The sequence below is a fragment of the Streptomyces sp. NPDC008092 genome (genome assembly GCF_042957285.1).
In the GTDB taxonomy this organism is placed as follows: Bacteria; Actinomycetota; Actinomycetes; order Streptomycetales; family Streptomycetaceae; genus Streptomyces.
In genome coordinates, this window is sequence record NZ_JBIBHY010000007.1 from 53,417 (window position 1) to 72,791 (window position 19,375).

The following is a 19,375-nucleotide window of genomic DNA, read 5'->3' on the forward strand; positions in this document are numbered from 1 at the left end:
CGGTCGTCCCGTACCCCAAGGAGCGCATCATGGGCGACCCGGCACTGTCCCGTCGCGGTTTCCTGGCGGCCACCGCGGCCGCCGGTCTGGGCATGACCGCCCTCAGCGGCTGCGGCGGCTCGGACTCGGGGACGTCGGGGGGAACCACCACCGTCGAGTGGTGGAACATCTCCACGACCAACCCGGCGAAAGGCGTCTGGGCGGCCCTCGCCAAGAAGTTCGAGGCGCAGAACCCCAAGGTCAGGATAAAGATCGTCCAGCTGGAGAACGACGCCTACAAGACGAAGATGACCGCCCTGACCGCCTCCGGGAAACTCCCCGACATCTTCCACACCTGGGGCGGCGGCGTCCTCCAGCAGCAGGTCGACGCCGGGCTGGTCAAGGACCTCACCGCCCCCACCAAGTCCTGGGCCGACGGCCTGCTCCCGGTCGCCAAGCAGCCGTACATCCTGGACGGCAAGACCTACGGCATCCCCTTCGACATCGGCATGGTCGGCTTCTGGTACAACAAGGCGCTCTTCAAGAAGGCCGGCATCAGCACGCCCCCGACCACCTGGAGCGGCTTCCTCGACGCCGTGAAGAAGCTGAAGGCCGCCGGTGTCACCCCGCTCGCCCTGGCCGGCAAGGAGAGCTGGACCGGCATGTACTACTGGGCGTACCTCGCGATGCGCACCGCCGGCATCGACGCCCTCAAGAAGGCGAACGACGACAAGGACTTCACCGGTGCCGGGTTCGTCGAGGCCGGACAGCACCTGAAGGACCTGGTCCAACTCCAGCCTTTCCAGAAGGGGTTCCTGGGCGCCGCCTACTCCACCCCGACCGGCCAGGCCGCCACCGTCGGCAACGCCAAGGCCGCGATGGAGCTGATGGGCCAGTGGGCGCCGAGCGTCGAGGCCGACGCAGGCAAGGGCATCGGCGCCGACCTCGGCTTCTTCCCGTTCCCGGCCGTCGAGGGCGGCAAGGGCACCATCACCGAGGTCTTCGGAGGCGGCGGCGGACACGCCCTGCGCGCCGACGCCCCACAGGCCGCCGTCGACTTCCTGGAGTTCTTCGCCTCCCAGACCACCGACGTGGAGCTGGTGAAGAAGACCGGCGTGCTGCCCGTCCTGCCGGCCGCCGAGAGCGCCCTGACCGACACCAACCTCAAGCTCGTCCAGGCCCAGTTGAAGGCCGCCACCGGATTCCAGCTCTACCTCGACCAGGCGTACGCGCCGGCCGTCGGCCAGCAGGTCAACGACAGCGTCGCCGGGCTGATCGCCGGGTCCAAGTCGCCCGAGGACGTCACCCAGGCGATCACCAAGACCGCGAAGGAAGAGCAGTAGGCCGCCCGATGACCTCGACCTACCTGCCCGGCACGCGGTCGGGGCCGGACGCCGCGCCGCAGCCGCTCCCGACCGCGGGCCGGGCCCGCTCCCGGCGCCGGCTGCTGCACTGGCTCACCGCGATGGGCTTCCAGCTGCCCGCCCTGGTCCTGTTCGGCGTCCTCGTCCTGCTGCCGATCCTGTTCGCGCTGTACGCCTCGTTCTTCCGCTGGGGCGGCTTCGGCATGCCCTCCGACTACACCGGCACCGACAACTTCACCCGGCTCTTCCAGGACGACGTCTTCCTCGGCGACCTGTGGCGCTGCCTGCTCCTGGTCCTGCTGTCCCTGGCGCTGCAACTTCCGTTCGCGCTCGCCATGGCGGTCCTGCTCAACCAGCGGATCCGCGGCCGGGCCGTCTACCGGATGCTGTTCTTCGCGCCGTACGTGCTCTCCGAGGCGATCACCGGTGTCCTGTTCGGCATGATCTTCGCCCCCGGCGACGGCCTCGCCGACCACGTGCTGAGCGACCTCGGCCTCGGCGCGCTCGGCGGGAAGTGGTTCGCCGACCCCTCCACCGTCATGGCCACCCTCTTCCTGGTCATGACCTGGAAGTACTTCGGCTTCCACATGATGCTCTACCTGGCCGGACTCCAGTCCATCCCGGCCGAGTTGACGGAGGCCGCGACCGTCGACGGCGCCTCGCCCTGGCAGCGCTTCCGGCACGTCACCCTGCCGCTGCTCGCCCCCACCCTGCGGATCAGTGTCTTCCTGTCGGTGATCGGCTCCATCCAGCTCTTCGACCTGGTGTGGGTGGTCACCGCGGGCGGCCCCGACCACCACTCGGAGACCATGGCCGTGACCATGTTCCAGTACGGCTTCAAGCGCTACCAGGTCGGCTACGCCAGCGCGATCAGCGTCGCCATGTTCGCCGTCAGCCTCGTCTTCGCCCTCGCCTACCAGCGGTTCGTGCTCCGCCGCGACCTGGCCGGCGCCACCACGAATATGCGGGGGGACGGCGCATGAGCGGCGACCGCAAGACCGTACGGACCCTTCCGCTGCACCTGGTCCTCGTCGTGGTCGGCGCGCTGATGGTCGTACCCCTGCTGTACGCCCTGCTCTCCGGGTTCAAGACGACCAGCGAGCTGTCCCGCAACCCGGTCGGGCTGCCCGAGTCCTGGGTCACCGCCAACTACACCGGCATCCTCGGCTCCGGGGCGTTCTGGCGGCTGGTCGGCAACAGCACGCTGATCGCGGTCGCCACCACCGTCCTGGTGGTCGCGGTCTCGGCACTCGCCGCCTTCTCCTTCGCGCGGTTCGCGTTCCGCGGGCGGGAAGTGCTGTTCACCGTGTTCACGATGGGCCTGATGTTCCCCTTCGCGGTGGCCGCCCTGCCGCTGTTCCTGCTGCTGCGCTCGATGAACCTGCTGGACAACCCGCTGGGCGTGATCCTCCCGCAGGCCGCGTTCGGGCTGCCGATGACCATCATCATCCTGCGCGGCTTCTTCCGGGAGATCCCCGGCGAGCTGGAGGAGGCGGCCACCCTGGACGGCTGCGGGCCGTTCGCCTTCTTCTGGCGGATCCTGCTGCCCATGGCCCGGCCGGCGCTCGGCACGGTCTCCGTGCTCGCGGTCGTCACCAGCTGGAACAACTTCTTCCTGCCGCTGCTGGTCTTCACCGATCCGAAGTGGTGGACCATCCCCATCGGCGTGCAGCAGTTCCAGGGCCAGTACGCCACCGACACCGCCCGGGTCTTCGCGTACCTGGTCCTCGCCATGGTCCCCGCCCTGGCCTTCTACTCGGTCGCCGAGCGCCAGCTGGTCGGCGGCCTCACCGCAGGCGCCACCAAGGGCTGAACACCCCTTCCACGGACAGGAGTCGCACGATGTCCCGCACGCGTCTCGGACTCGCCGGTGCCCTCACGGCCGTACTCATGGCGGCCGGAGCGGCCACCGGCCCGGCCGCCCAGGCCCACGACCGGCCGCCCACCCTCGCCGAACTGGCCCAGCGCCACGGCCGCTACTTCGGCAGCGCCACCGACAACCCCGAACTCACCGACACCGCCTACACGAAGCTCCTCGGCACCGAGTTCGACATGATCACGCCCGGCAACGGCATGAAGTGGTACGCGACCGAACCCCGGCAGGGCGTCTTCGACTGGACCAACGGCGACCAGATCGTGAACCTGGCCCGCAAGAACCACCAGCGGGTCCGCGCCCACACCCTGGTCTGGCACAGCCAGCTGCCCGACTGGCTCACCTCCCGCGACTGGACGGCCACCGAACTGCGGGCGGTCCTGAAGAAGCACATCCAGACCGAGGTACGGCACTACCGGGGCAAGGTCTACTCCTGGGACGTCGTCAACGAGGCCTTCAACGAGGACGGCAGCTACCGCGAGACCCTCTGGTACAAGACACTCGGACCCGGCTACATCGCGGACGCGCTGCGCTGGGCCCACCAGGCCGACCCGCACGCGAAGCTCTACCTCAACGACTACAACATCGAGGGCCTCGGCGCGAAGAGCGACGCTTACTACGCGCTCGCCCAGCAGCTGAAGGCCGAAGGCGTCCCGCTGGACGGCATCGGCCTCCAGGCCCATCTCGCCCTGCAGTACGGCTATCCGGCCACCCTGGAGGACAACCTCCGCCGGTTCTCCCGCCTCGGCCTGGACACCGCGCTCACCGAGGTGGACGTACGGATGCAGCTGCCGGCCACCGACGGGAAGCTGGCCGAGCAGGCGGCCTGGTACGCGGATCTGACCAAGGCGTGTCTCGCCGTGCGCAGGTGCGTGGGGATCACCGTCTGGGACTACACGGACAAATATTCGTGGATCCCGGCGTTCTTCCCGGGCGAGGGCGCGGCCCTGCCCTGGGACGAGCAGCTCGCTCCCAAACCGGCCTACTTCGCGCTGCGCACAGCGCTCGGCTACACCGGGTGACCGTGCCCGGACGCACGTCGGGGCCGGTGCGCACCATGTGTGTGCGTCCGGCCCCTGCGGGTCACCGGGCGGAGCGGCGGGGCCGCCCGGGGTGGTGCGGCAGCTCTCTCAGGCGGCGGTCACCACGCGGCCGGCACCGAGCGGGCGGTGCGGCGCGATGATCTGGCCGTCGGGCAGGAGCTCACCGGTGTCCTCGAACAGGAGAACGCCGTTGCACAGCAGGCTCCACCCCTGCTCCGGGTGGTGCGCCATGAGGCGGGCGGACTCCCGGTCGGCGGATTCGGCTGTCGGACACGGCGGCTGGTGCTGGCACATGGATAGGGTCTCTCGCTCGGTCGTGGTCATGTCGTCCCCCGTGGTGATGCTTCGGTCGAAACCAGTGTTGCCTTCCTGGCGTTGCTCCGCAGGGATTTCGCTGCACCGCTTCTCACAGGTTGGAGACGCGTCACCCGCGCGGACGGTTCATCTCCACCGGGTTGTCAATTCGGATGGTTTCGCATGGCCGGATGGGGCTAGTCCGGACGGTGGGCCCCCGTACACGCCTCCGCCCCGCCACTCGTCCGGACGTGGCGGGGTGCGGCGGTGCCGGGCTCAGGCGGGCGTGATGAGCAGGGGTGCCGAGGTGATCCGGTGGGTCAGCACCGGGAGCAGTTCGGCGACCAGGTGCGGCCGGTGGGCCGCGATCCCGGGCGGGGCGGGTGCCAGCGGCACGAGCAGGTCGGTGGCGGCCGGGTGCCCCTCGGCGCCGTCCGCCGTGCAGTCGCCGTGCAGCCACAGGGTGAGCATGTAGAGGCCCGGAAGGGACAACAGGCGCGGCTGGTACGTCTGTTGCAGGGCCTCGGCCTGGTGCAGGGCCCGCTCGGTGGAGGTGATGTAGGGGCCCTCGAAGAAGTGCGAGAAGGCCCAGCCGTCCGGGGTGAGCATCGTCTCGGCCGCGGCCACCGCCCGGTCGCCGCAGCGGATCAGGAAACGCCAGCCGGTCAGCCGGGTGGCGGACACGCCCTCCGGGGTGATCCGGTCCATCACGTGCACGGGAAGGGGGAGATCGGGGGTCGCGGGTCCCTGGGCGTTGCGCAGGGAGGGGGTCCGGGCCTCGCGGACCGCGGTGGGGGAACCGAGGGCGGTGAGGACGGAACGCAGTGCGGGCGCGGGGGCAGGAGGGACTTGCAGCGGCATGGTGGGTCGCCTCTCATTCGACAGGCGCGGCGGCGCGAGGGCAGGGGCGGACGGCGCTGTCAGCTCACAGGAAGTCAGAGAGGCGGGGGCCCGGTGCGGTGACGAGAGGTGCGTGCGTTGCCTGCCGCACGTCACTCGGGCGGCAGGAACCAGACCGTGGGCGCCAGCCTTCTGCCTTGTTCGCGGAGTTTATACGACGCCTGTTCAGGTGGTGTTTCACCGGGATGTTCCACAGAAGAGAGCAAGGCGCAATTCGGCCGTTGATTCGTCTGGAATCCTCCCGATTTCCAGCCCGCCGGAACCCCGCTGACCTCGGTTTACGAGGCTGTCGCGGTCGGCCGGATGTCATCGGCGTTTTTCACGAGGGGTAAGGGGAACCCGAAGTTGCATACGGCGTCATGCCTCGTGAATGTGCCGCGGGACACATTCCAACAGAGTAGCGGGTGCCGGTGGCGCGCGCGACGTTATCGATCGCCTCCGCTGGGCATCATCCCACCTGGACTCGGGACACCGCGGCGGCCGGAAGCCCGGCCCGCCCATTCGAGGAGGGACGCTTCGATGGGGGAGAAGGTCGTGGCGGGCCGGTTCGACCTGTCCGATCGCCGGCACTACCGCGAAAAGCTCCAGGACTGCCTGACGGGGCTGGAGCGGCTGCTGGTGGAGAAGCGGTTCGACCGCCCCAAGAACCTCATGGGTGTCGAGATCGAATTGAATCTGGCGGGTTCCGACGGCATGCCGAGAATGTTGAACGGACAGGTTCTGGAACGTATCGCGAGCCGTGATTTCCAAACAGAACTCGCCATGTTCAATCTTGAGGTGAACATAGCCCCACACCGGCTCGGCGGCCGGGTTTTCGACCGGCTCGCGGAGGAACTCCGCACCTCGCTGGCGTACGCCGACCGCAAGGCGGGCGAGGTGGACGCCGGGATCGTGATGACCGGCATCCTGCCCACCCTGGAGCGGGACGATCTGGTCTCCGCGAACCTCTCCGAGGTGGACCGCTACACCCTGCTCAACGACCAGATCGTGGCCGCCCGCGGGGAGGACTTCCTGCTCGACATCGAGGGCGTCGAGCACCTCGTGTGCACATCGAAGTCGATCGTCCCGGAGGCCGCCTGCACCTCCGTGCAACTGCACCTCCAGGTCACCCCGGCCCGCTTCGCCGACGTGTGGAACGCGGCGCAGGCGGCGGTCGCCGCGCAGATCGCCGTGGGCGCGAACTCCCCGTTCCTCTTCGGCCGCGAACTGTGGCGGGAGTCCCGCCCCCCGCTGTTCCTCCAGGCCACCGACACCCGCCCGCCGGAGCTCCAGGCACAGGGCGTACGGCCGCGCACCTGGTTCGGCGAACGCTGGATCAGCTCGGCGTTCGAGCTGTTCGAGGAGAACCTGCGCTTCTTCCCGGCCCTGCTCCCGATCTGCGACGAGGAGGACCCGCTGGCCGTCCTCGACGCGGGCGGGGTGCCGAAGCTCGCGGAACTCGTCCTGCACAACGGCACGGTGTACCGCTGGAACCGGCCGGTCTACGGCATCGCCGACGGCGTCCCCCACCTGCGGGTGGAGAACCGGGTGCTGCCGGCCGGGCCCACCGTCACCGACGTCGTCGCCAACGCGGCGTTCTACTACGGCCTGGTGCGCGCCCTCGCGGAGGAGTCCCGCCCGGTGTGGACGCGGCTGCCGTTCGCCGCGGCCGAGGCGAACTTCGACGCGGCCTGCCGCCACGGCATCGACGCGCGGCTGGTCTGGCCGCGGCGGGCGCGGTACGGCGGCGGTACGGCCGAGGTGGACGCGGTCACCCTGGTCCGCGACGAGCTGCTGCCGCTGGCCCAGGCCGGTCTTGACGCGTGGGGGGTGGAGCCCGCCGACCGGGACTTCTACCTCGGCGTGATCGAGGAGCGGTGCCGCAGGCGGGTCAACGGGGCGTCCTGGCAGGCGGCGACGTTCCACCGGGCACGGGAGCAGGGGCTGCCGAGGGACGCGGCGCTGGCGGCGATGACGCGGCGCTATGCGGAGCTGATGAACGCGGGGGATCCGGTGCATACGTGGCCGGTGGGGTTGTTGGAGCCGGTGCCGTTGGGGTGAGGCCGACGGGGGCGCGCCGTGCGTGGTGCGGTGGGCTGCCGGGCGCGGCGCCGTCTCGGCTGGTCGCGCAGTTCCTCCCCCAGCCTTCGGCCGGGGGGACCCCCAGCGCCCCTTTCGGGGCGCTGTGGTGGGGGTCGGTCGTGCCTGCTCCAGGTTGATCGGGCAAGCTGGGACGTCCTATGGGGCGGCGGGTTTGCTCGGCTGGAGGCAGGAGTGCAGGTGGAGGCGGATCAGGTGGCCGGTGCTTATCCACTGGAGCGGCCCTCGCAGCGCATGTTCAGGGACGAGACGCTGCTCGTGCTGGGGCTCTCGCTCGGTGCGAGCGGAGTGTCCGCGCTGATCAGCTTCATCGGCTCGGTGACCAAACCGGGCGGCCTCAAGGACCAGGCGGCGACCCTCAACGCGTCGGCCGCGCCGGGCCGCCCCTGGCTGGATCTGGCCTGGCAGCTCTTCGGCATCGCGACGGCACTCGTCCCCGTCCTCCTCGTCGCCCACCTCCTGCTGCGCGAGGGCGCGAGCCTGCGCACGCTGGGCTTCGACCGCACCCGCCCCTGGCCCGATCTGGGGCGGGGCGCCGCGATCGCCTCGGTGATCGGCAGCGCCGGCATCGCCTTCTACCTGGCCGCACGCGGCCTCGGCTTCAACCTCACGGTGGTTCCGGAGGCGTTGCCCGACGTGTGGTGGAAGTACCCCGTGCTGATCCTCTCCGCGATGCAGAACGCGATCCTCGAAGAGGTCATCGTCGTCGGCTACCTGCTGCGCCGCCTCGACCAGTTGGGCTGGACCGCCGGCACGGCGCTGGTGGCCAGTTCCGTGCTGCGCGGCTCATACCACCTCTACCAGGGGATCGGCGGCTTCGTCGGCAACATGGTGATGGGCGTGGTCTTCGTCTACCTGTACCGGCGGTGGGGCCGGGTAGGGCCCCTGGTGGTGGCGCACAGCCTCCTCGACATCGGCGCCTTCGTCGGCTACGCGCTGCTCGCCGGCAAGGTGGGCTGGCTGCCTACGGCGTGAGCAGTTCGCCGTCGACGACGGTGACCGCGCGCCCGGTCAGCAGGGTGCGGTCACCGCGCAGCGTGGTCCGGACGAGCCCGCTGCGCCGGGAGGCCTGCAGCCCCGTCAGGTCGTCCCTGCCGAGCCGTCCGGCCCAGTGCGGCGCGAGCGCGGTGTGGGCACTCCCGGTCACCGGGTCCTCGTCGATCCCGACGTTCGGGAAGAAGCAGCGGGAGACGTAGTCGTACCCCTTGGCCGGGTCCTGGGCGCGGGCGGTGGCGATGATCCCGCGCGTGGAGTGGGCGGTGAGGGCCTTGTGGTCGGGGGAGAGGCCGAGCACGGTCTTCTCGTCGGCGAGTTCGAGGAGCAGGTCGCCGACGTTCGGCCCGGTGTCGAAGGCGGCGACCGGTTCCGCGCCGAGCGCGCCGGCCACCCCGTCGGGCACGTCGACCCGGGTGAGCGGGGCGGTCGGAAAGTCGAGGGTGACCGACCCGTCCCCGCCCGGCGTGGCGACCAGCACCCCGCTCCGGCTGGCGAACCGCACGGTCCCGGTGTGCGTCCCCGTGCTGTGCAGCACGTGCGCGGTGGCCAGGGTGGCATGCCCGCACATCGCGACCTCCGTGACGGGCGTGAACCACCGCAGCGCCCAGTCGGCGACGCCGCCCTCGGGCAGGGGGTGCGCGAACGCGGTCTCGGCGTGGTTCACCTCCATGGCGACGTTCTGCATCCACCCGTCGTCGGGAAAGGAGTCGAGCAGCACGACCCCGGCCGGGTTCCCGGTGAAGGGCCGCTCGGCGAAGGCATCAACGATTCGAATCCGCATGAACCAGACGGTAGGGCCTGCCCACCGCCCCCACCCAAGGCCAATCGCGGAACCCTGGCCCGGTTTTCACGAGGTGCGGCCAAATGGGGGGAGGGGGGACGCTTACCGGCGCTGGCAGTGTGCCTCCCCCAGCCTTCGGCCGGGGGGACCCCCAGCGCCCACCCGTGCCGCCCTGCGGCACGCCTGCCCGCAGCTGGGTGGCTGTGAAGCGCCCCGTAAGGGGCGCGGGGAACTGCGCGAGCAACCACGACGGCGCCGCACCGGCCGGTCAACCGTCAGTTCTCGCGGCGCCGATGCCCCGTCACGCCGCCGGCAACGAAGAGGGGCCGACCCGTCGCCGAGTCGGCCCCCCTGAGCGGAACGCTCAGTCCGTGCCGAGTTCCATCGCCGCCCGGTCCAGCAGCTCGTCGGCGTCCGTCGCGGCCTCCCCGCGGGACGCGATCGCCTCGGCGCCGCCCTCCGGCATGCTGCCGATCAGGCCCGTCGCCGCCGCCTGCGCCGCACCGATCGCCGGGTTGGCGGAGCCGATCAGGCCCAGCCCCGCGTACTGCTCCAGCTTCGCGCGGGAGTCGGCGATGTCGAGGTTCCGCATGGTCAGCTGGCCGATGCGGTCCACCGGACCGAACGCCGCGTCCTCGGTGCGCTCCATCGACAGCTTGTCGGGGTGGTAGCTGAACGCCGGCCCCGTCGTGTCGAGGATCGAGTAGTCCTCGCCGCGCCGCAGCCGCAGCGTCACCTCACCGGTGACGGCCGCGCCGACCCACCGCTGCAGGGACTCGCGGATCATCAGCGCCTGCGGGTCCAGCCACCGGCCCTCGTACATCAGCCGACCGAGCCGCCGGCCTTCGTTGTGGTACTGCGCGACCGTGTCCTCGTTGTGGATCGCGTTGACCAGCCGCTCGTAGGCGGCGTGCAGCAGCGCCATGCCGGGCGCCTCGTAGATGCCCCGGCTCTTGGCCTCGATGATCCGGTTCTCGATCTGGTCGGACATGCCGAGGCCGTGCCGGCCGCCGATCGCGTTGGCCTCCATGACCAGTTCGACGGCGGTCTCGAACTCCTTGCCGTTGATCGTGACCGGTCGGCCCTGGTCGAAGCCGATCGTCACGTCCTCGGGCAGGATCTCGACCTCGGGGTCCCAGAACCGCACGCCCATGATCGGCTCGACGGTCTCGATGCCGTTGTCCAGGTGCTCCAGGGTCTTCGCCTCGTGCGTGGCGCCCCAGATGTTGGCGTCGGTGGAGTACGCCTTCTCGGTGCTGTCCCGGTACGGCAGCCCGTGGGCCACCAGCCACTCGGACATCTCCTTGCGGCCGCCGAGCTCGGTCACGAAGTCCGCGTCCAGCCAGGGCTTGTAGATCCGCAGGTGCGGGTTGGCGAGCAGCCCGTACCGGTAGAACCGCTCGATGTCGTTGCCCTTGAAGGTCGACCCGTCGCCCCAGATCTGGACGTCGTCCTCCAGCATGGCCCGCACCAGCAGCGTGCCGGTGACGGCACGGCCGAGCGGGGTGGTGTTGAAGTACGCCCGCCCGCCCGAGCGGATGTGGAACGCACCGCAGGTGAGCGCGGCGAGGCCCTCCTCGACCAGCGCGGCCCGGCAGTCCACCAGACGGGCGATCTCGGCGCCGTAGGTGTGCGCACGGCCGGGCACCGAGGCGATGTCGGGCTCGTCGTACTGGCCGATGTCGGCGGTGTAGGTGCACGGGACGGCGCCCTTGTCGCGCATCCACGCGACCGCGACCGAGGTGTCGAGCCCACCGGAGAAGGCGATGCCGACGCGCTCGCCGGCGGGAAGGGAGGTGAGGACCTTGGACATAGGAAGATTATGCATGAGACCGCATGGTCATGCAACGTCCCTGTTGAGTCGCCCCGGGCGGCGGGGTCCGTGCCCTGACCTTGCCCGGCGGGACCCGTCGGGAAGGGTCTTGCCATCCGAACGCTTCCGATATATCGTCGAGACATCGCGAAAGATACGCGACAGATCAACGATGGATGGAGTGATTGAGATGCGTTCCCACGGATTCGAGCGTGGACATGGTCAGGCCGGCCCTCGCCCGCAGGGGCGGGGCGGCTTCGGTGGACGTGACGGCCTGCGGGCGGCGTTCGGGCCCTTCGGCCCGGGTGGCCCCGGCTTCGGCCCCGGCGGGCCCGGTTTCGGACCGGGTCACTGGGGGCCGCGCGGGCGCGGTGGTCCCAGGGGGAGGGCGCGGCGCGGTGACGTGCGGGCCTCGATCCTGGCCCTGCTGAAGGACCGCCCGATGCACGGTTACGAGATGATCCAGGAGATCGCCGAGCGCAGCGGCGGCGCGTGGAAGCCGAGCCCCGGCTCGGTCTACCCGACCCTGCAGCTGCTGGAGGACGAGGGCCTGATCGCCAGCGAGAGCGAGGGCGGCAAGAAGCTGTTCTCCCTCACCGACAGCGGCCGTACCGCCGCCGACGAGGGCCCCGACGCCCCCTGGGAAGAGGCTTCCCGCGGGGTGGACTTCGAGGCCCTGAGCGAGATCCGCCAGGCCGGCTTCGGCCTGATGGAGGCCTTCGGGCAGGTCTGGAAGACCGGCAGCAAGGAGCAGCGCGAGAAGGCGCTGGCCGTCATCAACGAGACCCGCAAGAAGCTGTACCTCATCCTCGCCGACGAGGACTGACCCTCGGGCGCGAGGCGGGACCCGGCGCGCCCCGCGGAGTGATCCGCGGGGCGCGCTTCCGTGTCCGCGGGCAGGCCGTTAGGCCACCAGGCCGCCCAGCTTGCGCAGCGACTCGTTGAGGGCCGCCGTCGCCGAGTCCTTGAGCTTGCCCGCCATCAGCGACACGGCCGCGCCCGTGAACTCGCCGTCGATCCGCACCCCTGTCGCGTCTCCGTCCGGGGTCAGCGTGTAGCGCGTGGCGACGGTCACCGCCATCGGGCCCTTGCCGCGGATCGCCAGCACCCGCGCCGGCTCCAGTTCCTCGATGGTCCACTCGACCTCCGCCGGGAAGCCCATCAGCTTCATGTTCTCCTGGAAGGTGCCGCCCACCGCCAGGGTCTCGGGCCCGCCCTTGGGGAAGTTGGTGTGGGTCGCGTTCCACTCGCCGTACGCCGACCAGTCGGTGAGCTGTGCCCACACCTTCTCGGCTGGTGCCTGGATGCGTGCCTCCGCGCTGACTTCGGCCATCGGGCCACCCCTTCGTGTCGGGCTACGGTGTCGCGGAACGTAGCCGCAGGGCCTCGAACATTCAATACTGATGAACCGTCAGGAAATGTGCCGATCCGGTGGCGCCCCGGCCGCTCAGCCGACCCGGCGGATCAGCGCCGCGTCGAACAGGTCCCAGGCGCGCGGCAGCGTGCTCTCGTCGTGGCAGTGCCAGGCGTCCCAGAACAGGTCCGCGGGCAGTGCGTCCGCCGGGGCGTAGACCCGGTACACGTACTGCCTGCCGTCGACCGCCGGCAGCGCGACCAGCCAGCAGCACCCGCTCTCCACGTCAGTGGGAGACGTACGGCGGGTGCGCGACGGTTGCGTGAGGGGCGCGCGGCAAGGCGGCGCGCGCCCCGGTGGCCGGAATCGGTCTGATCTCATCCGCAAGGAGGAGATTCCGGCCATCCGCGTCCACTCTGCGTGGGACGCGAAAATGCTTCCCCCCGCCGATGACTCAGGTCTCCGGAATTGATGGGGTAGGGGGTGTGCAACCCCGTATTCCCCGCCAGCCCGCCCAGGACCAGGGCAGTATCCACGCGGACGACGATGCCGGGCTCGGTGCCGAGTCGGCAGCGGTGGTCGCCGGTGCCCGCCGCCGGGCCGTGCGGGACGGGGACCGCCAGGTCGACACCGCCCATCTGCTGCACTCGCTGATCGAGTACGACCCCGAGGTCCGCTCCGTCATCGGTGACACTTCGCAGCTCGCCCGCCTGCTCGGCTACCTCGTGCAGCGCAGCATCGGCTACGGCCTGCGCTGGCAGAGCGGGGTCGAGGACTCCGGCGCGCTGCCCGCCCTTGCGCACGCCGGGCGGCGAGCCGAGGGCAGGGGCGACGGCGCCTGGTCGCCGGTGGCCGCGGCCGCCCTGGAGTACGCCCGCAGCCGCGCCCGGCGCCGCGGCGCGGCCCACCCCGACGGCATCGACCTGCTCGCGGGCCTGGTCCTCGACCCGGAGTCCCGGGCCGTGGAGGTGCTGGAGCGGGCCGGGGTGGCCGCCCGTGGACTGGCCGTGCGGATAGACGGCGACGGAGCGGTCGGGCAGGCAGGGCAGGTCGGGCAGGCCGGCGCGGTCCGGGACGCCGAGGCGGAGCGCCGCACGTCCGGCCGTTGAGACAGGTGCCAAAGGGGGTGACGCTCATGTCGCCTGCTGGCATCATGTGCCGGTGCACACCACTGACAGCAGCCATGGAAAGGGCCTCGGGCTCTCCCTCGCCCTCGGGTCGGCGCTCGCCTTCGGCGGCTCCGGCGTCGCGGCAAAGCCCCTGATCGAGGCCGGGCTCGCACCGCTGCACGTGGTGTGGCTGCGGGTGGCGGGCGCCGCCCTGGTGATGCTTCCGCTCGCCGTCCGCCACCGCGACCTGCCGCGCCGCCGGCCTGCGCTGCTCGCCGGGTTCGGCCTGCTCGCCGTGGCGGGCGTCCAGGCCTGCTACTTCGCCGCCATCTCCCGGATACCCGTGGGGGTGGCGCTGCTCGTGGAGTACCTCGCCCCCGCGCTGGTGCTGGGCTGGGTCCGGTTCGTGCAGCGGCGGCCGGTCACCCGCGCCGCCGCGCTCGGTGTGGCCCTCGCGGCGGGCGGCCTCGCGTGTGTGGTGGAGGTCTGGTCGGGGCTGCGGTTCGACGCGCTGGGGCTGGTGCTGGCGCTGGGCGCGGCATGCTGCCAGGTGGGGTACTTCGTGCTCGCCGACCACGGCGGGGGCGGCGGGGGCGAGGAGGCGGATCCGCTCGGGGTGATCGCCTACGGGCTGCTGGTCGGGGCGGGCCTGCTCACGGTGGTGGCCCGGCCGTGGGAGATGGACTGGTCGGTGCTGGGCGGCTCCGCGCGGATGAACGGGGTGGGCGTGCCCGCGGCGGTCCTGCTGGCGTGGATCGTGCTCGTCGCCACGGTCGTCGCGTACGTCACGGGTGTGGTGTCGGTACGGCGGCTGTCTCCGCAGGTGGCGGGGGTGGTGGCCTGCCTGGAGGCGGTGGTGGCGACCGTGCTGGCGTGGGTGCTGCTGGGGGAGCGGCTGTCGGTGCCGCAGCTGGTGGGGGGAGCCGTGGTCCTGCTGGGCGCGTTCATCGCGCAGTCCTCGACTCCGGTGCCGGAGTCGGTGGTGAGCCAGAGCACGGCGAAGGAGCCGGTCGCCTCGGCCTGAGCGCTTCGGCTTGAGCGCTTCGGCCGGGGTGCCCCCAGCGCCCCTGCGGGGCGCTGCCGAGCGGGCTCGCGCTCCCGGAGGAGCGCGTCGGTCCCCGTCGGGGCCCGTCTCAGGCGCCCGTCAGGTAGGGCGGCAGCGGAACGTCTGCCGCCAGGTCGTCGTTGGCCACCGGAGTGCCGTACCCCTTCCGCAGCGGCAGCACGCCCGCCCAGTGGGGGAGGCCCATGTCCTCCGGTTCGTCGTACGCGCCGCCCGTGCGGGTCTTGGCGGAGACCTCGTCGAGGTCGAGACGGATCACCGCCGTCGCGGCCAGTTCCTTCTTGTCGGCGGGCCGGGAGTCGGCGGACCGGCCCGGCACCACGTGGTCGACCAGGGCGTCCAGCGCGCGGCGCTTCTCCTCGGGGTCGGTGACCTGGTGGGCGATGCCGTGCACCACCACGGAGCGGTAGTTGACCGAGTGGTGGAAGGCCGAGCGGGCCAGCACCAGGCCGTCGACATGGGTGACCGTCACGCACACCGCGAGTCCGGGGTCGGCCTGGCCGGTCATCCGCAGCGGACGCGAGCCCGTCGAGCCGTGCAGGTACAGGACCTCGCCGACCCGGCCGTACAGCGTCGGCAGCACCACCGGCGCGCCGTCGCGCACGAAGCCGAGGTGGCAGAGGTAGCCCTCGTCGAGGATCGCGTGCACCAGTTCCCTGTCGTACGACGCCCGCTCGGCGGAACGGGTGGGGACGTTGCGGTCGGTTCTCGGGTAGGCGGCGGGCTGGGCCGGGACGGTCCCCTGTACGGCTGTCTCCATTGCGTTTCTCCATTGCACTAGTGCATAATGTCGTTTGTGCTAGGAGAATATCCGATCGAAGGGCGCGGCGCAGCAGAGATTGCGGCCAGCGTCGAGCGCGCGGTGGGTGCCGGGTCGCTGGAACCGGGGCAACTGCTCCCCCCGATGCGGGAGTTGGCGAGCAGGCTCGGGGTGAATCCCAACACGGTCGCGGCCGCGTACCGCACCCTGCGCGAGCGCGGGGTCATCGAGACCGCCGGCCGTCGGGGCAGCCGGGTCCGGCCGAAGCCGGCCACCACCGGCCGGGACCAGCTTCCCGACGTCCCGGCCGGAGTGCGCGACCTGTCCTCCGGCAACCCCGACCCCGCCCTGCTCCCCGCCCTCGCGCCGGTGCTGGCCGCGGTGGCGGAGGAGTGCGACCGCGACCCGGTCCTCTACGGCGCCGACCCCGTCGAGCCGCAGCTGGAACGGATGGCGCGCGCCGAGCTGGCCGCCGACGGCGTGCCCGAGGGGCCGCTCACCGTCACCTCCGGCTCCCTGGACGCCGCCGAACGCGTCCTGCTGGCGCACCTCAAGCCCGGTGACCAGGTCGCCGTCGAGGATCCCGGCTGGGGCCGCACCCTCGACCTGATCCCCGCGCTGGGGCTGCGCACCGTCCCGGTGGCCGTCGACGACGAGGGGCCGCGCGCCGACGCCCTGCGCCGGGCCCTGGAGTCCGGCGCGCGCGCCCTGATCGTCACCGCCCGGGCGCACAACCCCACCGGCGCCGCCGTGAGCGCCGCACGCGCGCGTGCCCTGCGGGCCGTCCTGCGCGCACACCCGCACACCCTGCTGATCGAGGACGACCACGGCCACGGCATCGTCGACCTCCCCCTGCACCCCCTGGCCGGCGTCACCCACCACTGGGCCTTCGTCCGCTCGGTCGCCAAGGCCTACGGCCCCGACCTGCGCCTGGCCACCCTGACCGGCGACGAGGTAACGGTCGACCGGGTGCGGGGGCGCCAGCGCCTGGGCCCGGGCTGGGTGAGCCGGCTGCTGCAGCGCACGGTGGTCCGGATGTGGGCCGACGGCGCGGTGAACGGCGCGGAGGTCGCGGCGACCTACCGGGCCCGCCGCGACCTCCTCGTCGGCGCGCTCGCGGACCACGGCGTCGAGGCGCACGGGCGCAGCGGCATGAACGTGTGGGTCCCGGTGCCGGACGAGACGGCCGCGGTGTCCCGCCTGCTGCTCGAAGGGTGGGCGGTGGCGCCGGGGGCGCGCTACCGGTTGTCGTCCCCGCCGGCCGTCCGCGTCACCGTCTCGACGCTGACACCCGGGGAGGCCGGTCCGCTGGCGGCGGCGGTGGCGAGAGCGGTGGCGCCGGCGAAGGGCCGGATCCAGGCGTGAGCGCTCCGCTGGAAGTGCCGCGATGTGCCGTCCGCGGCGCCGTCGTGGCTGGTCGCGCGGTTCCCCGCGCCCCTGAAGGGGACGCCTGGGCTGACGCCCCTGAAAGAGGCCCGGGGAACCACGCGACCGGCCCACCACCACCCGCACCCGCCCATGTGCCTCAGGACGCACGCCTCTTCGGCCGAACCTGCGTCAGTGCGGCCCCCGCCAGCACGACCGCCGCGCCCACCGGCGTGCTCCAGCGCAGCGACTCGCCCAGCACCGCGACCCCCGCCGCGGCGGCGATGACCGGGATGAAGTACGTGACCATCTGGGCGGTGGTCGGCCCCACCTCCGCCACCAGCCCGTACTGGACGAGCACGGCCAGCCCCGTCCCCAGCGCGCCGAGCGCGGCGATCGCCAGCAGCGGGACCGGGGCGAAGCGCGCCGGGAACGACGTGAACAGGGGTGTCACCACGGCCAGTTGCGCCGTCGCCAGCAGCAGCTGCGCGCCGGTCATCGCCAGATGCGGGTCACCCGTCCCGGCCAGCGTCCGCCGGACGTAGATCCAGCCGATCGGATAGCTCAGCGAGGCAAGCAGCGCCATGACGGTCCCCGTGACGTCCAGGCCGTGGAAACCCTCCCAGGCGCCCAGCACCGTCAGGACACCGATGAACCCCAGGCCCAGTCCGGCGAACCGGACCCGCGTCGGGCGGTCCTCCGACAGGGCCACCAGCGACAGCACCATCCCCCACAGCGGCGAGGTCGCGTTGCAGATCCCGGCCAGCGTGGACGGGATCGTCAGCTCCGCGTAGGCGAAGAGGGAGAACGGCAGCGCGTTGAGCAGGAACGCGGCGACCGCCAGATGCCCCCAGGTGCGGGCCCCGCGCGGCAGCCGCTGCCGCTTCACGGCCATCGCCGCCGCCAGGACCGCCGTACCGAACACCAGCCTGCCCAGCGTGACCTGGAACGGTGCGTAGCCCTCCGTCCCCACCTTGATGAAGAGGAAGCTGAAGCCCCAGATCAGCGAGAGGGCGCCGAAGCGCAGACGCCAGTCGAGGCGGGGGCGGGAAGGGGCGTCGGCAAGCGTCGGCTCGCTGGTCGCGGCGGTGGTCACGGTGCTCATGACCTCCACGATGAGGGAAGCGACCTCGTAGCACAATCGAGACTTCCCGCCGGGTACCTCTTAGAATCGCTTACATGTTGAACCTGGAGCGCCTGCGCACCCTCGACGCCCTCGCCCGGCACGGCTCGGTCAGCGGCGCCGCCGAGGCCCTGCACGTCACGACGTCGGCGGTGTCGCAGCAGATGGGCAAGCTGGAACGCGAGGTGGACCAGCAGCTCCTCGCCAAGAACGGCCGGGGCATCCGGCTCACCGACGCCGGGCGGCTGCTCGCCGAGCACGCGGCCCGGATCCTCTCCCAGGTCGAGCTGGCCCAGTCCGACCTGGAGGCACACCGGGGCCAGGTCGTCGGGGAGCTCCGGCTGTCCGCGTTCCCGACGGCCGCCCGTGGCCTCTTCCCGACCGCACTGGCCGCCCTGCGCACCCGGCACCCCGCGCTGCGCGTCCGCTCCAGCGAACTGGAACCGGAGAACGGCGTCGCCGGGGTCGTCCGCGGCGACCTCGACCTCGCCGTCGTCCTGGACTGGTACAACAAGCCGATGCCGGTGCCCGACGGGCTGGTCAAGGCGCCGCTGCTGGACGACCCCGCCGAGGTGGCGCTGCCGGCCGGGCACCGGCTCGCCGACCGCGAGGAGGTGGATTTGGGGGAGTTCGCCGAGGACGAGTGGATCACCTGGGGCGAGGGCGAGTTCTGCCACGAATGGCTGATGTTCACGCTCCGCTCACGCGGCATCGAGCCCATCGTCGGACACCGCGCGGCCGAGACCCACACACAGCTCAACCTGGTCGCGGCCGGGCTGGGCGTCTGCATCGCCCCGCTGCTGGGCCGTCACCCGGTGCCGGACGGCGTGGTCATGGTGCCGCTGAAGCAGCGGGTGCGCCGCCATGTGTACGTCGTCTGGCGGGCCGACGCCGACCGCCGCCCCTCGATCCGGGCGGCGGTGCAGGAGCTGCGCGGCGCGGCCGAGGCGATCGCCTGAACCGGTCCTCCCCGAACAGCCCTACGCGGAGCCGAGCTTGCGGAAGTCCCAGGAGGCGGTCTTCGTCGGGGTGAGCCGCGCCCAGGCGTGCCGGCCGTCGTGCGGCATCTCGTCCAGGCCGAAGTTCTTGCGGGCGAACACCGTCTCGATGTAGTCGAGTTCGGCGACCAGTTCGCCGGTGCGCGGGACCTCGCCCACGAACTCGACGGTCCCCCTCAGCTCGACGCCGCGCAACTGGTCGTACTCCTCACCGGAGTCGACGACGACCGCCACCCGCGGATCGCGGCTGAGGTCCTTCCAGCGCTGGCTGCGCACCACCGAGTAGAGCCACAGGGACGTGCCGTCCCAGGCGAACCACAGGGCGCTCACGTGCGGGGCGCCGGACGCCGAGACGGTCGCGACCCGGCAGGTGCGTTGTGTGGTGAGGAACTCGTCCAGCTCACCGGGCGTCATCATGATCTTCCGGCCCCGGCGCTGAGTGACGGTCATGCGGCCCCCTACTTCTGCTGTCTCTTCTTCC

20 protein-coding genes are annotated in these 19,375 nt (G+C 71.7%); 11 read left to right on the forward strand and 9 right to left on the reverse strand.

All coding sequences use genetic code 11. The features are described from left to right. Nucleotides 1-29 precede the first annotated feature (29 nt). From ACFZB3_RS23240 to ACFZB3_RS23255, 4 genes are read left to right on the forward strand one after another with little or no spacing between them, the layout of a single operon-like run. Nucleotides 30-1,322: an extracellular solute-binding protein gene (locus ACFZB3_RS23240; RefSeq protein WP_391377964.1), complete on the forward strand. Its 1,293-nt coding sequence runs from the start codon at nt 30-32 to the stop codon at nt 1,320-1,322. Nucleotides 1,323-1,330: 8 nt separating this feature from the next. Continuing rightward, nucleotides 1,331-2,326, forward strand: a complete 996-nt coding sequence (locus ACFZB3_RS23245) for an ABC transporter permease subunit (protein ID WP_391377967.1) — start codon at nt 1,331-1,333, stop codon at nt 2,324-2,326. Then, a complete protein-coding gene (locus ACFZB3_RS23250) occupies nt 2,323-3,156 on the forward strand; it encodes an ABC transporter permease subunit (protein ID WP_391377969.1) in 834 nt (277 codons plus the stop codon). Before ACFZB3_RS23245 ends, ACFZB3_RS23250 begins: the two co-directional genes overlap by 4 nt. A gap of 29 nt (nt 3,157-3,185) precedes the next feature. Then, nucleotides 3,186-4,238 carry an endo-1,4-beta-xylanase gene (locus tag ACFZB3_RS23255; RefSeq protein WP_391377972.1) on the forward strand — a complete coding sequence of 351 codons (1,053 nt, stop codon included), beginning with the start codon at nt 3,186-3,188 and terminating at the stop codon, nt 4,236-4,238. A 108-nt stretch (nt 4,239-4,346) separates the two neighbouring features. On the opposite strand, the gene ACFZB3_RS23260 is transcribed toward ACFZB3_RS23255, so the two are convergent. Beyond that, nucleotides 4,347-4,553: a DUF5999 family protein gene (locus ACFZB3_RS23260; protein WP_181807334.1), complete on the reverse strand. Its 207-nt coding sequence runs from the start codon at nt 4,551-4,553 to the stop codon at nt 4,347-4,349. 276 nt (nt 4,554-4,829) lie between these two features. Further along, entirely contained in the window at nt 4,830-5,414 is a 585-nt protein-coding gene (locus ACFZB3_RS23265) for a hypothetical protein (RefSeq protein ID WP_391377974.1), read from the reverse strand. A gap of 558 nt (nt 5,415-5,972) precedes the next feature. Here ACFZB3_RS23265 and ACFZB3_RS23270 point away from each other — a divergent pair. Both ACFZB3_RS23270 and ACFZB3_RS23275 read left to right on the forward strand, forming a co-directional pair. Then, a complete protein-coding gene (locus tag ACFZB3_RS23270; RefSeq protein WP_391377976.1) occupies nt 5,973-7,493 on the forward strand; it encodes a glutamate--cysteine ligase in 1,521 nt (506 codons plus the stop codon). A gap of 213 nt (nt 7,494-7,706) precedes the next feature. Further along, nucleotides 7,707-8,507, forward strand: a complete 801-nt coding sequence (locus ACFZB3_RS23275; protein ID WP_390644357.1) for a CPBP family intramembrane glutamic endopeptidase — start codon at nt 7,707-7,709, stop codon at nt 8,505-8,507. Here ACFZB3_RS23275 and ACFZB3_RS23280 read toward each other — a convergent pair. Then, nucleotides 8,497-9,309, reverse strand: coding sequence for a PhzF family phenazine biosynthesis isomerase (locus tag ACFZB3_RS23280; protein ID WP_391377978.1), 813 nt, complete (start codon nt 9,307-9,309; stop codon nt 8,497-8,499). The two genes, ACFZB3_RS23275 and ACFZB3_RS23280, sit on opposite strands and share 11 nt — an antisense overlap. Nucleotides 9,310-9,673: 364 nt before the next feature. Beyond that, nucleotides 9,674-11,122, reverse strand: a complete 1,449-nt coding sequence (gene argG / locus ACFZB3_RS23285; RefSeq protein WP_361299571.1) for an argininosuccinate synthase — start codon at nt 11,120-11,122, stop codon at nt 9,674-9,676. A gap of 190 nt (nt 11,123-11,312) precedes the next feature. Here argG and ACFZB3_RS23290 point away from each other — a divergent pair, with 190 nt between their 5' ends. Beyond that, nucleotides 11,313-11,948: a helix-turn-helix transcriptional regulator gene (locus tag ACFZB3_RS23290; RefSeq protein ID WP_391377981.1), complete on the forward strand. Its 636-nt coding sequence runs from the start codon at nt 11,313-11,315 to the stop codon at nt 11,946-11,948. 78 nt (nt 11,949-12,026) lie between these two features. Here the strand turns inward: ACFZB3_RS23290 and ACFZB3_RS23295 are convergent, their stop codons facing one another. Beyond that, nucleotides 12,027-12,455, reverse strand: a complete 429-nt coding sequence (locus ACFZB3_RS23295; protein ID WP_089105600.1) for an SRPBCC family protein — start codon at nt 12,453-12,455, stop codon at nt 12,027-12,029. Between the two features lie 114 nt (nt 12,456-12,569). Then, the gene (locus ACFZB3_RS23300) at nt 12,570-12,761 is read right to left on the reverse strand and encodes a hypothetical protein (RefSeq protein WP_391377983.1); all 192 of its coding nucleotides are present in this window, start codon (nt 12,759-12,761) and stop codon (nt 12,570-12,572) included. A 200-nt stretch (nt 12,762-12,961) separates the two neighbouring features. On the opposite strand from ACFZB3_RS23300, the gene ACFZB3_RS23305 reads away from it, so the two are divergent. Both ACFZB3_RS23305 and ACFZB3_RS23310 read left to right on the forward strand, forming a co-directional pair. Next, a complete protein-coding gene (locus ACFZB3_RS23305) occupies nt 12,962-13,585 on the forward strand; it encodes a Clp protease N-terminal domain-containing protein (protein WP_391377985.1) in 624 nt (207 codons plus the stop codon). 46 nt (nt 13,586-13,631) lie between these two features. After that, complete coding sequence (locus tag ACFZB3_RS23310) at nt 13,632-14,609, forward strand: EamA family transporter (RefSeq protein WP_391377987.1); 978 nt, start codon at nt 13,632-13,634, stop codon at nt 14,607-14,609. A 109-nt stretch (nt 14,610-14,718) separates the two neighbouring features. Here ACFZB3_RS23310 and ACFZB3_RS23315 read toward each other — a convergent pair whose 3' ends face one another. Further along, nucleotides 14,719-15,408: a pyridoxamine 5'-phosphate oxidase family protein gene (locus tag ACFZB3_RS23315; RefSeq protein WP_391377989.1), complete on the reverse strand. Its 690-nt coding sequence runs from the start codon at nt 15,406-15,408 to the stop codon at nt 14,719-14,721. Nucleotides 15,409-15,444: 36 nt separating this feature from the next. Here ACFZB3_RS23315 and ACFZB3_RS23320 point away from each other — a divergent pair, with 36 nt between their 5' ends. Then, entirely contained in the window at nt 15,445-16,773 is a 1,329-nt protein-coding gene (locus ACFZB3_RS23320; RefSeq protein WP_391377991.1) for an aminotransferase class I/II-fold pyridoxal phosphate-dependent enzyme, read from the forward strand. Between the two features lie 160 nt (nt 16,774-16,933). Here ACFZB3_RS23320 and ACFZB3_RS23325 read toward each other — a convergent pair whose 3' ends face one another. Further along, nucleotides 16,934-17,878: an EamA family transporter gene (locus tag ACFZB3_RS23325; protein ID WP_391377993.1), complete on the reverse strand. Its 945-nt coding sequence runs from the start codon at nt 17,876-17,878 to the stop codon at nt 16,934-16,936. Nucleotides 17,879-17,952: 74 nt separating this feature from the next. Here ACFZB3_RS23325 and ACFZB3_RS23330 point away from each other — a divergent pair, with 74 nt between their 5' ends. Further along, the gene (locus tag ACFZB3_RS23330) at nt 17,953-18,855 is read left to right on the forward strand and encodes a LysR substrate-binding domain-containing protein (protein WP_391377995.1); all 903 of its coding nucleotides are present in this window, start codon (nt 17,953-17,955) and stop codon (nt 18,853-18,855) included. 21 nt (nt 18,856-18,876) lie between these two features. Here the strand turns inward: ACFZB3_RS23330 and ACFZB3_RS23335 are convergent, their stop codons facing one another. Then, nucleotides 18,877-19,344, reverse strand: coding sequence for a pyridoxamine 5'-phosphate oxidase family protein (locus ACFZB3_RS23335; protein WP_293994619.1), 468 nt, complete (start codon nt 19,342-19,344; stop codon nt 18,877-18,879). Nucleotides 19,345-19,375 lie beyond the last annotated feature (31 nt).